The organism is Trueperella pecoris (genome assembly GCF_014926385.1).
Lineage (GTDB): Bacteria > Actinomycetota > Actinomycetes > Actinomycetales > Actinomycetaceae > Trueperella > Trueperella pecoris.
The window spans coordinates 109,079-122,279 of the sequence record NZ_CP053291.1 but is presented as its reverse complement, the minus strand read 5'-3'; the positions used below and the strand labels follow the sequence as shown (position 1 = coordinate 122,279).

At 63.9% G+C, this 13,201-nt stretch carries 12 protein-coding genes; 4 read left to right on the top strand and 8 right to left on the bottom strand.

All coding sequences use genetic code 11. The features are described 5' to 3' along the window. Window positions 1–82 precede the first annotated feature (82 nt). A complete protein-coding gene (locus HLG82_RS00575) occupies window positions 83–832 on the top strand; it encodes a response regulator transcription factor (protein WP_193326837.1) in 750 nt (249 codons plus the stop codon). Beyond that, window positions 829–2,370: a sensor histidine kinase gene (locus HLG82_RS00570; RefSeq protein ID WP_193326836.1), complete on the top strand. Its 1,542-nt coding sequence runs from the start codon at window positions 829–831 to the stop codon at window positions 2,368–2,370. The genes HLG82_RS00575 and HLG82_RS00570 overlap by 4 nt, the downstream gene beginning before the upstream one ends. A gap of 75 nt (window positions 2,371–2,445) precedes the next feature. Here HLG82_RS00570 and HLG82_RS00565 read toward each other — a convergent pair whose 3' ends face one another. Both HLG82_RS00565 and HLG82_RS00560 read right to left on the bottom strand, forming a co-directional pair. After that, window positions 2,446–3,150 carry a lysophospholipid acyltransferase family protein gene (locus tag HLG82_RS00565; protein ID WP_193326835.1) on the bottom strand — a complete coding sequence of 235 codons (705 nt, stop codon included), beginning with the start codon at window positions 3,148–3,150 and terminating at the stop codon, window positions 2,446–2,448. After that, complete coding sequence (locus HLG82_RS00560) at window positions 3,147–3,935, bottom strand: SDR family NAD(P)-dependent oxidoreductase (protein WP_193326834.1); 789 nt, start codon at window positions 3,933–3,935, stop codon at window positions 3,147–3,149. The genes HLG82_RS00565 and HLG82_RS00560 overlap by 4 nt, the downstream gene beginning before the upstream one ends. Before the next feature lie 106 nt (window positions 3,936–4,041). On the opposite strand from HLG82_RS00560, the gene HLG82_RS00555 reads away from it, so the two are divergent. Continuing rightward, window positions 4,042–5,739, top strand: a complete 1,698-nt coding sequence (locus HLG82_RS00555) for a hypothetical protein (protein WP_193326833.1) — start codon at window positions 4,042–4,044, stop codon at window positions 5,737–5,739. Window positions 5,740–5,893: 154 nt separating this feature from the next. Here HLG82_RS00555 and groL read toward each other — a convergent pair whose 3' ends face one another. From groL to HLG82_RS00540, 3 genes are all read right to left on the bottom strand, one after another. Further along, window positions 5,894–7,516: a chaperonin GroEL gene (gene groL / locus HLG82_RS00550; RefSeq protein ID WP_193326832.1), complete on the bottom strand. Its 1,623-nt coding sequence runs from the start codon at window positions 7,514–7,516 to the stop codon at window positions 5,894–5,896. Window positions 7,517–7,780: 264 nt separating this feature from the next. Then, entirely contained in the window at window positions 7,781–8,416 is a 636-nt protein-coding gene (locus tag HLG82_RS00545; protein ID WP_193326831.1) for a LytR C-terminal domain-containing protein, read from the bottom strand. A gap of 44 nt (window positions 8,417–8,460) precedes the next feature. Then, the gene (locus tag HLG82_RS00540) at window positions 8,461–8,718 is read right to left on the bottom strand and encodes a DUF3263 domain-containing protein (RefSeq protein ID WP_193326830.1); all 258 of its coding nucleotides are present in this window, start codon (window positions 8,716–8,718) and stop codon (window positions 8,461–8,463) included. A 173-nt stretch (window positions 8,719–8,891) separates the two neighbouring features. Here HLG82_RS00540 and HLG82_RS00535 point away from each other — a divergent pair, with 173 nt between their 5' ends. Beyond that, window positions 8,892–9,557, top strand: a complete 666-nt coding sequence (locus HLG82_RS00535) for a uracil-DNA glycosylase (RefSeq protein WP_193326829.1) — start codon at window positions 8,892–8,894, stop codon at window positions 9,555–9,557. A gap of 65 nt (window positions 9,558–9,622) precedes the next feature. Here the strand turns inward: HLG82_RS00535 and HLG82_RS00530 are convergent, their stop codons facing one another. From HLG82_RS00530 to HLG82_RS00520, 3 genes are read right to left on the bottom strand one after another with little or no spacing between them, the layout of a single operon-like run. Beyond that, a complete protein-coding gene (locus HLG82_RS00530) occupies window positions 9,623–11,251 on the bottom strand; it encodes a family 20 glycosylhydrolase (protein ID WP_193326828.1) in 1,629 nt (542 codons plus the stop codon). After that, window positions 11,248–12,180 (bottom strand): carbohydrate ABC transporter permease, encoded by a 933-nt coding sequence (locus HLG82_RS00525; RefSeq protein ID WP_193326827.1) that lies wholly within the window; start codon window positions 12,178–12,180, stop codon window positions 11,248–11,250. The genes HLG82_RS00530 and HLG82_RS00525 overlap by 4 nt, the downstream gene beginning before the upstream one ends. Continuing rightward, window positions 12,177–13,196, bottom strand: coding sequence for a carbohydrate ABC transporter permease (locus tag HLG82_RS00520; protein ID WP_193326826.1), 1,020 nt, complete (start codon window positions 13,194–13,196; stop codon window positions 12,177–12,179). Before HLG82_RS00520 ends, HLG82_RS00525 begins: the two co-directional genes overlap by 4 nt. Window positions 13,197–13,201: the final 5 nt, after the last annotated feature.

Here is a 13,201-nt window from a genome sequence, read left to right as displayed (position 1 = left end):
TAGAGGGGCGTCGGTTTCATCGAACGCGGATTGGCTGTGGATTGTCTTCCTGTTGTGCGCGTTTTTGGGGCAAGATTGATCCATGGTTGCACAGTTAGGTAAAGAAAAACCCGAGGCAAAGATTCTCGTCGTTGACGATGAGCCGACGATTCGTGAATTGCTCTCGGCATCGCTCCGCTTTGCGGGGTTTGACGTTGCCACCGCCCAAAACGGCGCGGAGGCAATGCGCGTGGAACGCGACTTCCTGGCAGACATTGTTGTCCTCGACATCATGCTGCCCGACATGGACGGTTTCGAGGTTCTCACGCATCTGCGGGAACGTGAGCCCGATCTGCCTGTGCTCTTCCTGACAGCGAAAGATGACGTGCAAGATCGTGTCCGTGGCCTGGAGGTTGGTGCGGACGATTACGTCACCAAGCCGTTCTCCTTGGAGGAGGTCGTGGCCCGCATTCACGCTATTTTGCGGCGAACCAATCCGGATACGTCCGAACCCGACGTATTGCGTTATCACGATCTCGAAATGGATGAGGATAGCTATGAGGTGCGCCGTGCCGGCCGCGACGTCGACCTCTCGCCAACCGAGTACAAGCTCCTGCGCTACCTGCTGATTAACGCCGAACGCGTGGTGTCCAAGATTCAGATCCTTGAACACGTGTGGGACTACAACTGGGAGGGCGAGGCCTCCATCGTCGAGTCCTACATCTCCTACCTGCGCCGCAAGATCGATTCGCCGGAGGCACTCGGCATTGACGACCCCGCGGAGGCGGACGCACTCGAGCCTCTCATCCACACTAAGCGCGGCATCGGCTACGTGCTTCGCCGGGCGAAATGAGTACTGCCCTTTTTAAGGACCGGCGCCCGGCGCCGAAAGTATGGCGGACCCTCTCGGTTCGCATCGTCTTCGCGTTCATGGTGCTCATGGCCTTCGTGCTCATCACGATTTCGTGGCTCGCTACCGTCACGCTACGTGCTTCCCTGATCGACGAAGCGGACCGAAACCTCCGCTCGTCCGGGCGCACGATGGCCACCGTCACCGTCGAACAGCTCATCAACGACACCCGCGATCAGCTCCTGCCCAGCGAGTTCTACCTTTTCATCACCTATGACGACAAGGTCAACGGCAAGCCTTACAGCCACATTACCGTGGTTAACTCTCACATCGCGGAGGAGAACGGCACTCCGCTCAATCCCGAGGAGCTCGCCGAACGCAAGTCCTCGGCGCCTTTCACCGTGCCATCAACGCTGGACGGCCAAGAGTGGCGAATCATCACCACCGAGCTCAATTTTTCGCCGACGACGTTGACCTCCGTCGGCACCGTCGTCATCGGACTGCCCCTCGAACAGATCGATGAAACGGTGCGCAACCTCGCCGGTGCACTGGCCACGCTCGTGCTCATCACCCTGGTCCTCGGCGCGCTCGCAGCTTACCTCCTCGTGGATCAATCCCTCACGGGCCTGCGTGACATTGAGCGCGCCACCCACGAAGTTGCCGCCCGGAATCTGTCCGTCCGCGTCCCCACCGGAACAGACGGCTCGGAAGTTGCCCTCCTTGGCCAGTCCATCAACAAGATGCTCTCGCGCGTGGAGGAGTCCTTTGACGTGCAGGTGGCCTCGGAGAAGCGGATGCGGCAGTTCGTCTCGGACGCCTCCCATGAGCTGCGCACGCCCCTCGCCACGATTCGTGGATATGCCGAGCTTTATCGCCTGGGCGGTGTGCCCGCCGAGGGCGTGGATCAGGCGATGTCCCGTATCGAATCGGAGTCCGAACGCATGGCGCACCTCGTTGACGACCTGCTTCAGCTTGCCCGCCTCGACGAGCGCCGCAAGATCAACATGCAAAACGTCGATCTCGCAACGGTCGCGCTCAACACGGTGACGGATTTTCATGTGCGGGCCCCGCTCTGGCCCGCCGAGGTCATCGGCCTTCGCGGCGAGGAGCCGCGCTCTGTCGTCGTGAACGCAGATGCCGAAAAGGTCACGCAGGTCATCACGAATTTGTTGTCCAACGTCATCACTCACACGCCCGAGGGGACGGCGGTGGAGGTCGCCGTCGGCGTCGACCCTGAGCGGCCCGACCGCGGAATCGTCGAAGTGCGCGACCACGGGCCCGGTATCACCGCGGACGAGGCCGAACGCATCTTCGAACGCTTCTACCGCACCGACACCTCGCGATCACGCGTCTCGGGCGGCTCCGGCCTCGGCCTAGCGATCGTCTCGGCCATTATGCAGGTTCACGACGGCGTCGCGTGCGTCTCCGAAACAGAAGGCGGGGGCCTAACGGTGCGGCTCGAATTCCCGGGAGTGTTGGACGAGAACGGCGAGCCCGTCGTCGTGAAGAAAAAGCGCGAATGGCGCGGGCGGGGACAGTAACCGACCGCCACGAGCAACAACTCGGAGCTACTAGGGGCAGCCGCTAGCAAGGGCCACTAGGTGACTTTGACCGGCCTAAATTTCCTCGGGGTAGGGTGAGCTCTGCTCAAGCATCGCCACAATGTGGGAACGAACGCGAGCCATAAACGCCTCCGGCTGCTCGCCCTCATGGGCATACATGGGCTTACCGATGAACATGTCGATCGGGGGCCGATTGGCGGCGGGGAGCACGGACCCGACCGGCATGGCCTCGTGGCCCCCGCGCATTGCCAACGGAACAATCGGAATATCAAACTTGATGGCCAGCGCGGCGGCGCCCACCTTGAATTCGCCCATCTCTCCCGTACGAGAACGCGTACCCTCCGGGAAAATGAGGATCGGGATGCCGTCCTTGAGGAGGCGCGAGGTCATGCCCTTGGCGCGGCCGGCGTTCGGGTCACCAGACTTGTTCTTGCGCTCGATCGGATACGTGTTGAAAAAGAGCGAGGTCACCTTCGAAATAGCGGGGCGACGATACCAGTAATCCGCAGCGGCGCCCGTGGCGAGCCGCTCCGTCATGTGCTCGGGCAGGAGGGTGAAAACCATCGGCGCATCCAGGTGCGAGGTGTGGTTGCCGACTACAATGTAGGCGCCCTCGAGACCCTCCACGTTGTCCTGGCCGGTGACAGTGGTGGAAAGGATCGTCTTCAGGGCCGGGCGCGTGAAGAATCGGCGCACGTTCTTACGCGCCCTCATCTTCGACTCCGAATGGTAGTCGTCCAGCGGGTGAAGCTCGCTCATCGGCGGCCTTTATTGAGCTTTTTCACCGCCGCGGCCACCACCGGCGCGGGCGCGTGCTTGGCCAAGAAGCCAATCAGTTTGAAGCGCTTGGAGGGAGTTGACGACGTCTTGCCCTTCTCGACGTCGGCCAGGCACTCGGCGACGACCCGATCGGCGTCGAGCCAGAGGAAGTCCGGAATCGACGAGGTCGACACGCCGGTTCGCGCATGGAACTGCGTGCGCACCCAACCCGGGATGAAGGTAACAACCTGCACGCCGAAGGCAGCCGCCTCGATCGCGAGGGAATCCGACCACACACGGACGAAGGCCTTAATCGCCGAATATGCGCCCATGGGTGCCGCGCCCGACATCGAGGACGTGTTGATGATGACGCCCTCGCCGCGCTCTTTCATCGCCGCGGCCGCCGCTCCACCCAACACCATCGGCGCCAACGCCATCAGCTGGGCACCCGCCAGGAGCTCGGTCGGATCGGCCGTGGTCATCTTGGCATACAACCCGGCGCCCGCATTGTTGACGAAGACGCTGACCGGGGAGCTCGCCGAACCCAGGCGCTGCGAGACAGCCGCGACGCCGGCGTCGTCAGCCAGGTCAGCGACCAACGTCTCCACCTCAACGCCGGCGTTTCGAAGAGCCTCAGCCGCCTCGTCCAGGCGTTCGGCGTTGCGCGCCACAAGAACGAGATCCAAGCCGCGTTCTGCTAGCTGGCGCGCGAAGGTCAAACCAAGGCCTGAAGAGCCACCGGTAATCAGCGCACGACCTCGCAAGACAGAGGATGGATGAGTCATTCTTACCTACGTTCGCAGCCGCGAAGGCGGCATCGGGGATCAATCAATTCAGATACTACTGCCATTGTAGGTAGAATCGCGGAGGTCATCGAAATTTTGGAGTGAGATGTCTCGTAACGTTGTGCCCCAATGGGTCACGCAATCTTTTGTGCGTTCGGCGATTGCCGTGGGCGCCACCTCCCCGCGCGACGACATTGAACGCGTGTGCTACCACCTCATTGAGCTGTGGTCGAGCCCCGGACGCACCTACCACGGCACCCAGCACCTCTTCGATCACCTCGCCCGCATTGACGCCCTGGCGGCCGAGGCCCACGATGCCGATGTGGTGCGCCTGGCAGCGTGGGGACACGGCCTCGTCTTCTCGACCGATGGCCAGGCGATTTATACCCGCAACGGCGGCGAGGATCGCGGGGCGTCGGCTGCATTGGCCGCCAAGCACTTCCTTGACCTCGGCATTCCCCCGCAGACCGTGGAGGCCATCCGCGAGCTGATTGGCCACATGCGCCGCCACCCGCTCCCTATGCCGGAGTCAGGGATGTATGAAGCGGAGGACATGGACCTCCTCGTCCTGACCGACGCTCACCTCGGTGCCTTGGCTTGCCAGCCTCAGAAGTACAAAAAATATATGGAAAAGATTCGCCAGGAGTATGCTCACATCCCCGACATCCATTTTTTGGAAGCCCGCCTGGAGGTTGTTACCCGGCTTCTTGACCGCCGCCGCATCTACACCACGCCCTTGGCCGCACAGTGGGAGGATTCGGCCCGGCAGAATCTTCAGCTCGAGCGCCAGCGCCTGCTGGCCAAGCTTGAGAAGGTCAACACTGGTCTCATTCCCGTGATCCGTGTGGATGACAACGGCAACCCGATTCCGCCCGTGACACTGTCGGAGTCCGTTGCGAGCGCGACCGCGCTCACCGAGCCCACATCCCCGACGCCGACGAGCGCCGAGCCTACCGGCCCCACTGTTCCCTTTGGCGAGTGTGCCGCGGAGGTTGAGGTGCCCGCGAGCGGGATCGGCGAACCGGCGGCCGGCGGTGTGATCGCTGGCGAGGCCGGCGTGGACCGCGCTGTTGACGCAGGCTCACGCGAAACCCCGGTCGCCGCAGTGGGTGGACCTGGGCTTGCTCCCGCGGGCGCTTCGGCGTCTGTCCCCGCACCGGCCGCGCCCGCCACCGCGACCGACCCGGCCCGCACTAGCGACGCCTCGAGCCTTGAGGACAAACCTCTGCCGCCTGACCCGGAACAGGCACAGCCCTCGACGTCAACAGACCCGGACGGCCCCCTGGAAGCGGGGCCGGACGGCGTCGAACCCCGGACCTTGCTCACTGAGTCTCCCACGTCCGAGCTGGCGTGGATCAAGGAAGATGCCGCGTCCGGCGACTTCGCAGTCAGCGGCGACAAGCCGGGTTCCTCCGGCCAGCACGACGAGCCGCCCGCCGAGCCCGCTGTTTCGTCCGCCGAGCAAGCCGAGCCGCCCGCCGCGCCTACGCCAGCCTCTGAGGCTGAGAACAACGCCGAGGCGCTGGAGAGCCCGGATGAGCCCGGCGACGTCACCGCTGAGCCCCGAGTCGCCACTCCCGGCGCGGCGCCCTCGCAGACGGTTCATCAGGGCTCCTCGCTCGAGGAGGCCTCCGAGGACCTCGAACCGGGCTCGCCGCGCCGTGCTCTCACGGCTGAGGAAGTCAAGCAGGCCCGGCGCGACGAGATCGCCCGCGCCACGCGCGAAAAGATCGAGCGCGCCAAGGACAAGGACACAGAGCGACGCGACTTCGGCGGGGAATTCCCGCGTAGTCTCGTCGAATAACCGCGCGCAGGCCTCGCGCCTCACCGGCGTACCCGCCCTCACCGGCGTACCCGCGTGCCCGCTCCTCAACCCGGCGCCCAGCCGCCTAAATCTCGCTGACATAAACGATGGGCCCACCAAGCATCGCTCGGCGGGCCCATCAGCTTTTGGCGCTTTAGTACATGCCACCCATGCCAGCGGCATCGTCGTGGCCAGCAGCGGCCGGCTCAGGCTTGTTCGCAACCACGGCCTCCGTGGTAAGGAACAGGCCAGCGATCGAGGCCGCATTCTGCAAAGCAGAACGGGTGACCTTGACCGGATCGGCAACGCCGGCGGCGAGCAGATCCTCGTAGATGCCCGTGGCGGCGTTTAGGCCCTGACCCGCGGGAAGCGTGCGGACCTTCTCTGCCACGACACCGCCCTCGAGGCCAGCGTTCTCGGCGATCTGCTTGAGCGGAGCAGCAACGGCGTACTTCACGATCGCGGCGCCGGTTGCCTCATCGCCCTCGAGCTCGAGGGTCTTGAAGACAGTGTCCGCGGCCTGGAGCAGAGCAACGCCACCGCCGGCGACGATGCCCTCTTCGACAGCAGCCTTAGCGTTGAGGACGGCGTCCTCGATGCGCTGCTTGCGCTCCTTGAGCTCGACCTCGGTAGCCGCACCCGACTTGATGACGGCGACACCGCCCGCGAGCTTAGCCAGGCGCTCCTGGAGCTTCTCCTTGTCGTAATCCGAGGTGGAGTTCTCGATCTGGGTCTTGATAGTGGACACACGTGCCTTGATGTCCTCAGCGGTGCCCGCGCCCTCGACGATGGTGGTCGAATCCTTAGTCATGACGACCTTGCGAGCCTGGCCGAGCATGGTGATGTCGGCGGTCTCGAGCTTGAGGCCCACGGTCTCCGAGATGACCTGGCCACCGGTGAGAACAGCCATGTCCTGGAGCATTTCCTTGCGGCGATCGCCGAAGCCCGGCGCCTTAACGGCTGCGGACTTGAAGGTGCCACGGATCTTATTGACGACGAGGGTGGCAAGAGCCTCGCCCTCGATGTCCTCGGCGATAATGGCGAGCGGCTTGCCCGTCTGCATAACCTTCTCGAGCAGCGGCAGGAGATCCTTGACGTTGGAGATCTTGGACTCGACCAGGAGGACGTATGCGTCCTCAAGGACGACTTCCTGACGCTCCGGATCGGTGACGAAGTACGGGGAGAGGTAGCCCTTGTCGAAGGACATACCCTCGGTGAGCTCGAGCTCAGTGCCGAAGGTGTTGGACTCTTCGACGGTCACAACGCCTTCCTTGCCCACCTTGTCGAGAGCCTCGGCGATGAGCTCGCCGATCTCCTTATCGCCGGCGGAGATGCCTGCGGTGGCGGCGATCTCCTCGGGAGTCTCGATCTCCTTGGCGTCAACAAGGAGCTGCTTGACGACGGCCTCAACGGCGAGGTCGATGCCGCGGCGCAGGGCGATCGGGTTGGCGCCCGCCACGACGTTGCGCAGGCCTTCCTTCACAAGGGCTTGAGCAAGGACGGTTGCCGTGGTGGTGCCGTCACCTGCGACGTCGTCAGTCTTCTTAGCGACTTCCTTGACCAGCTCAGCGCCGATGCGCTCGAACGGATCTTCGAGGTCAATTTCCTTGGCGATGGAGACGCCGTCGTTGGTGATGGACGGTGCGCCCCACTGCTTGTCGAGAACGACATTGCGACCCTTCGGGCCGAGCGTCACTTTCACGGTGTTGGCGAGCAGGTCAAGGCCACGCTCCATACCGCGGCGAGCTTCTTCATCGAAATGAATGATCTTTGCCATGCGAATTTCCTCCACGTTAGTGGTTGTCCAGCCAATGCCCGCGACGGACGGCGAGCGCCCGACCGGTCCTTTCCCCGGCCTTGCGCCAGCCTCATCGACTGCAGAATTATCACTCTCACTTCAAGAGTGCCAATAGAGATTTTGGCACTCACGGCCACCGAGTGCAAATCTTTCTACGACGCCGTCGGGCCGGTTTCACGCCCAGCTAAAAGTTGAGCGACCCCATATCAACTTATGGGGTCGCTCCCTTCAGCTCACGCGACGCTAGCGCAGGATCACCACAATCGTGCTGCCCAGTTGGGAGGCGCGCGCGGCGTCGTCGACGAGGTTGACGATCCCCAGCTTCTCCCCTGCTAGCTTGGCAGTCCCCGCAAATTCCCGCCCGCTGTAGTAGATCGTGGACTCGGCCGGAGCCTGGCTCTTGTAATCGCCAACCGCGGTGTTCGTAAAGCCCGCGCTCTTCAACACCCTGGCTTTCTGTCCAGCCAAACCGCTGGTGCCGCGCCCGTTTAGGACGAGGATACTGTGGGCGAGGTTCGGCTCAGCCGCGCTCGCGCTCACCGACGGCTCCGGCGTCGGCGCGGTCGGTGCCGTGGTCGGCGCGGCCGGTGCCGTGGTCGGCGCGGTCGTGGGAACAGTGGACGGCGCCGTCGTCACCTCGGTGGGCGTGCTCACCGCAGCCGCGCTCGCCTCGGACGTGGCGGTCGTCTCGGACGCCGCGGGAGAATCGCTACCCGCAACCAGCTTGCCGATACCAATGCCCAGTAGCGGTGCAAGCACCAACACGGCGATCAAAGCGATCACCCACGGTCGGGAGCTGCTCGGCGCGCGGTGGACGCCAACCGTCGTACGCTCGGCGGCTTGGCGATCAAATTCGTCTTCAGGATATGTAGTGGCCACGGCCCTAGCCTACAGCGAAACGACGCGTATGCGGGACTCGACACCTACTCCTCGCCACTCCGGCGCTCGGCCAGGCGTCCCTCGCGTAGCCTGCGCAGACGATCGACGAGGACCGGGTCAGCCCTCCACACGCGCTCAGAATCGAGCATGCGCGAGAGCAGCATGTAATACTTCGACGGGCTCATCCCCAACTCGCCCCGAATAGCCTGATCGCGCGTCGCACCCAGATGCCACCAGCCGCGCTCAATGCGCAAGATCGTGCGCTCGAGTTCGGTCAGCTCGTTTTCAGGTTCCTCTCCCATGCTCCCACTTTACGACGCCGCACCGACACGTCCTGACACGTGCTGGCATGCGCCGAATCACCAGGGGCGAACCGCGGCGGTAGGACCGAACCGGCAGCTTCTGCGCGGGCATGGATTTCTTCAGCGCTTTGACGACGGCGTCGTCCATTCGAAGCGGTGCTAGCGTAGAGACCATGGAACTACGCGAGATCATCGATCCGGAATGGGCCACGGCCCTCGCCCCCGTCGAGGCGGATATTCACGCCATGGGCGACTTCCTCAGGGAGGAAAACGCGGCGGGTCGCGGCTATCTTCCCGCAGGCGAGAACGTGTTGCGCGCCTTCACCTATCCGCTGAGCAAGGTCCGCGTCCTGATCGTGGGCCAAGACCCCTACCCCACACCCGGCCATCCCATCGGGTTGAGCTTCGCCGTTGACCGCGACGTTCGTCCGCTCCCGCGCTCCCTGTCAAATATCTATCGCGAACTTTACGAAGATCTCGGCATCACGCCGGCCTCCCACGGCGACCTCACGCCCTGGTGCGAAAACGGGGTCATGCTGCTGAACAGGGTTCTCACCGTGACGCCGGGCGCGCCCGACTCCCACCGCGCAAAGGGTTGGGAGAAGATCACCGACCACGCTGTGCGAGTGCTGGCCCGGCGCGACCAACCGCTCGTCGCCGTCCTGTGGGGAAAGAAGGCGCAAGACCTCCGGCCACTGCTGCGCGACGTGCCCACCGTCATGTCCGCCCACCCCTCGCCGCTGTCTGCCACCCGCGGATTCTTCGGGTCGAAGCCGTTTTCCAAGGTAAACGCCCTGCTCGGCGAGCAGGGCGCGCCGCCGATCGACTGGCAGCTCTGAAGCGGTGGGGGCGCCGGCGCCCGGGCCGGGCGGGGCCCGCTTTAATGGTGCGGCGGCACCGGCACCTACGACACCGCTGGGCCGGGAACTCCAATCGCGGCGTCGAGCTCACAAAATTCGTCGAGCGTGAGTTTGCTTCCCGCATTGAACGAGCGCTCAGCCAACGCTCGAAGCCCAGGCCGGATTCCGTCCGACACCTCGCGGGCAGATTGGGCCTGCGGCTTGTCCGCCCACACCGAGAAGTAGGCGCCCACAAGCTGGGCCGGGTATCCGGACCGTGAAATCTCACCACCAACGGCCGTCCCATCAGCGGGCTCACCGATATCCGCTCGCCCGCCCGTAGTCGCGGCTGTTCCGGTAAGCTCTCCGGCACGCCCCGCGGCGCGAGCTCCCACACGCTCCCCGGCGAAGATCTCTTGGCGATGCCCGCCCGGCAGGCTCGGGAAGAGCCCGGGATGCCAGTCGGCCTCCCACACCCGGGCGGCTGTCGGATAGCAGTAGCCTGCGTTTTCACCGAGCACGTAGTAGAACAACGCGTCATTGAAATTGACGACGCCGTGCCCCTCACCCAACGCAACGTTCACGGGCGCCATCTCGGCATGCCAGTTCGTCCACCACGTAACCTTCACGCGGGGATCGAGGCGCACGAGGCGAGCTCGAAACATACCATCGTTCCACACGCGTGGCTCGAAGCCACGCGCCGCGACGTCGTCGGCGATCTCGTTGACAGTCGCGGTGAGCAGATCAAAGCCCGTCGCGTCGGGGCCAAAACGCTCGCGAGCAGCGCGGCTCAAGCCAGAATAGGCCTCGATATGAGCGAAATCCACGAACTCGTCCCCGCCGAGGTTCCAGGCGTGACACCCGGCGAAGACGTCGGCCATGTCGTTGATGAGTGCGTGGGCAAAATCCAACGCCGCGGGCTCGGCAATATTGAGGGCGTGGCCGGTATCGGGGATGGCAAGGGGCTCGGCGTCGGCCGGTCGTTGCGCAGCGGGCAGCTGCAGATCCGGGTGTTCGGCCAGCGCCTTGCGAAGATGACCGGGCATGTCGAGCGAGGGAATCACAAAGATGTGCAGGTCGCGGGCCAGTTCGATGATCTCGGCCGCCTCGGCCCGCGTGATGACATGCGCCGACATCACTTCCGGGTGACCGGGATTTTCCAAGCGGAAGCCTTCGTTTTCTGAGAAGTGCCACTGGAAGGCGTTCACGCCCACGTCAGCGGCCCGGCGTAGCTCATCCTTGATCCAGCGCGCAGAAAAGAACTTTCGCGCAGCGTCCAGGTGGAGGCCACGCTCGGCAACCGCGGGCGCCACCCATGCCACCCCGCACGGCACGTATCCGCGAGCGCGCACGTTGTGCAGGATCTGGCGCGTTGCCCGGAAAAGCCCCACGCCCGCCGCCGCACGGATGCGTACGCCGTCCATCGTGACGACAATTTCGGCCCGCTCGGCGTCAATCGTGCCGGGAATGGCGTCGAGGCCCGGGTCGAGCTTGAGCGAGATGATCGTCCCGCCGTTTCCGGCCGGCGCGCTTCCCGACGGCGTCGTCAGACCACGCTCACGAAGTTCGGCCCGCAAACGCTCGGCCTCCCGTTCGCATCCGGGCCCGCCCACTACCGTGACGTCGGCCAGGAGGAGCCGCCCGCCCGCCGGGGTGAAGGACCGTGGTTGCGGAATCGCCGCCCAGGCGATCATCCCTTCACGCCGCCTTCCTCGACGCCCTTGAAGAACTGCTTCTGGAGGGTCGCGAAGAGGAGGATGATCGGCACGAGTGCGATCATCGTGCCGGCGGCGATCGCACGCGGGTTAGCGCCGAGGCTCGAGTTGAGGTATTCCATGCCGACAGTCAGGGTGTACTTGGCCGGGTCGGAAAGAACCACCAACGGCCACAGGAAGTCGTCCCACGCGCCGATGAAGGCAAACAGCGCGACCACCGAGACCATGCCACGAATATTTGGCCAGACAATGTGGCGCAGGCGCTGAAGGGTGTTAGCTCCGTCCATGGTGGCGGCGTCAAGGATTTCCTTCGGGATCATGCGGCACGCGGCGGTCACCAGGAGGATATTGATCGCCGAAATCGCGCCCGGGATGAAGACGCCCCACAACGTGTTGGCCATGCCGAGGGACTTGACCGTCAGGTACTGAGAGGTCAGCGTGACCTCGCCGGGCAGGAGCAGCGTGGAGAAGAGGACGGCGAAGACGAGTCCCTTGCCGCGGAAGGTCATGCAACCAAGTGCGTAGCCGCCGAGGGTTGCGAAGACGACGTTAGTGAGCACCGTGCCTACACCCACCAGCAGCGAATGCCAGGCGTAGGTGAGCACCGGGATCGTGTTGAACACCGTCCGGTAGTTATCGAGAGTCGGCGCCTGGGGGATGATGGAGGGAGGGAAGTCGTAGATGTTTTCCACTGCCCCCTTGAAGGAGGTCGACAGCTGCCACAGGAAGGGGAAGACCATGACCACGAGGATGGCAAACAGGAGCACATACTTAGCGATGAGGCCGCCGAGGGAGGGCTTGAGAATGTCCACCGAACCCTTCATACGGTAGGGACGATCGTGGTTAACGCGAACCGGCTGCGGTGTGGGAACGGCGGTTGCGGGGATGTCGTGTTGTTGCGTCCTCATCGTGCATTCTCCTCAAGAGTTTTGCCGGCGCTGGCCGCAACGAGCGGCATAGAGGTATCGGGTACGGTCTCGGCTTCTTTGCGGCGCTTGGCGATGAGCTGCTTGACAGTCTTCTTGGAACGACGAGCGGCCATCGCATCGCGGATGAGGTCGCGGTTGGAGGTAAAGCCGACGATCGCGAGCGGAACCAGCGTGAGGAAGAACAGGACGAGAGAGATGGCCGAGGCGTAACCGATTTGCCCGCCCAGGCCCTTGCCCATCGCTTGGATGAGCATCACCACGGACATCGAGCGTCCGCCGGGGCCGCCCGAGCCGTTGGACAGAACGTAAAGCTCGGTGAAAACTCGCATCGCAGCCACGCAGATGAGGACGGCCACCAGCATCATGGGGCCACGCACGCCCGGCACTGTCACCGACCAGAAGCGGCGCCAGCGGCCGGCTCCGTCGATCGCAGCGGCTTCGTGGAGCTCGCGCCCGATGTTCGACAGCGCGGCGAGGTAGACGACCATGTAGTAGCCTAAGCCCTTCCACACTGTCAGCCCGATCGCGCAGGCAATGAGGAGCCAACGGTCAGAGAGGAATTCGATGGGCCGGTCGATCATCCCGAAGAATTTCAACGCCTCGTTAACGGTGCCAGATCCGGAGAAGAGGAATTCCCATACGATGGCGACGACGACGGCCGAGGCAATGACCGGGAAATAGAACGTCGTCCTAAAGAATCCCACGCCCGGGATCTTCTCATGGAGGAGGAGTGCCAAGAGTAGGGGCAGGAATGTCAAGAATGGCACGCACACCACCACGTACACGAGTGACGTAGTCAGTGCGTAGGTGAAACGTTCGTCGGAGAACAACATCCGGAAGTTATCCAGTCCGACGAAGTTCGCAGGCTGGAGGGGACGAGCATCGGTGAAAGCTAGTGCCACGGTGTTGAGGAAGGGCCACAGCGCGAATACGAGGACCCACACGACGCCGGGCAACACGAGGAGGTAGGGAATGTACCAACGTTGCAATTTCATGAGCT

Bases quoted from the DNA above. Each gene is read 5' to 3' on its own strand.
- HLG82_RS00575 (WP_193326837.1), top strand. From the start codon at position 83: ATGGTTGCACAGTTAGGTAAAGAAAAACCCGAGGCAAAGATTCTCGTC.
- HLG82_RS00570 (WP_193326836.1), top strand. From the start codon at position 829: ATGAGTACTGCCCTTTTTAAGGACCGGCGCCCGGCGCCGAAAGTATGG.
- HLG82_RS00565 (WP_193326835.1), bottom strand. From the start codon at position 3,150: ATGAGCGAGCTTCACCCGCTGGACGACTACCATTCGGAGTCGAAGATG.
- HLG82_RS00560 (WP_193326834.1), bottom strand. From the start codon at position 3,935: ATGACTCATCCATCCTCTGTCTTGCGAGGTCGTGCGCTGATTACCGGT.
- HLG82_RS00555 (WP_193326833.1), top strand. From the start codon at position 4,042: ATGTCTCGTAACGTTGTGCCCCAATGGGTCACGCAATCTTTTGTGCGT.
- groL (WP_193326832.1), bottom strand. From the start codon at position 7,516: ATGGCAAAGATCATTCATTTCGATGAAGAAGCTCGCCGCGGTATGGAG.
- HLG82_RS00540 (WP_193326830.1), bottom strand. From the start codon at position 8,718: ATGGGAGAGGAACCTGAAAACGAGCTGACCGAACTCGAGCGCACGATC.
- HLG82_RS00535 (WP_193326829.1), top strand. From the start codon at position 8,892: ATGGAACTACGCGAGATCATCGATCCGGAATGGGCCACGGCCCTCGCC.
- HLG82_RS00530 (WP_193326828.1), bottom strand. From the start codon at position 11,251: ATGATCGCCTGGGCGGCGATTCCGCAACCACGGTCCTTCACCCCGGCG.
- HLG82_RS00525 (WP_193326827.1), bottom strand. From the start codon at position 12,180: ATGAGGACGCAACAACACGACATCCCCGCAACCGCCGTTCCCACACCG.
- HLG82_RS00520 (WP_193326826.1), bottom strand. From the start codon at position 13,196: ATGAAATTGCAACGTTGGTACATTCCCTACCTCCTCGTGTTGCCCGGC.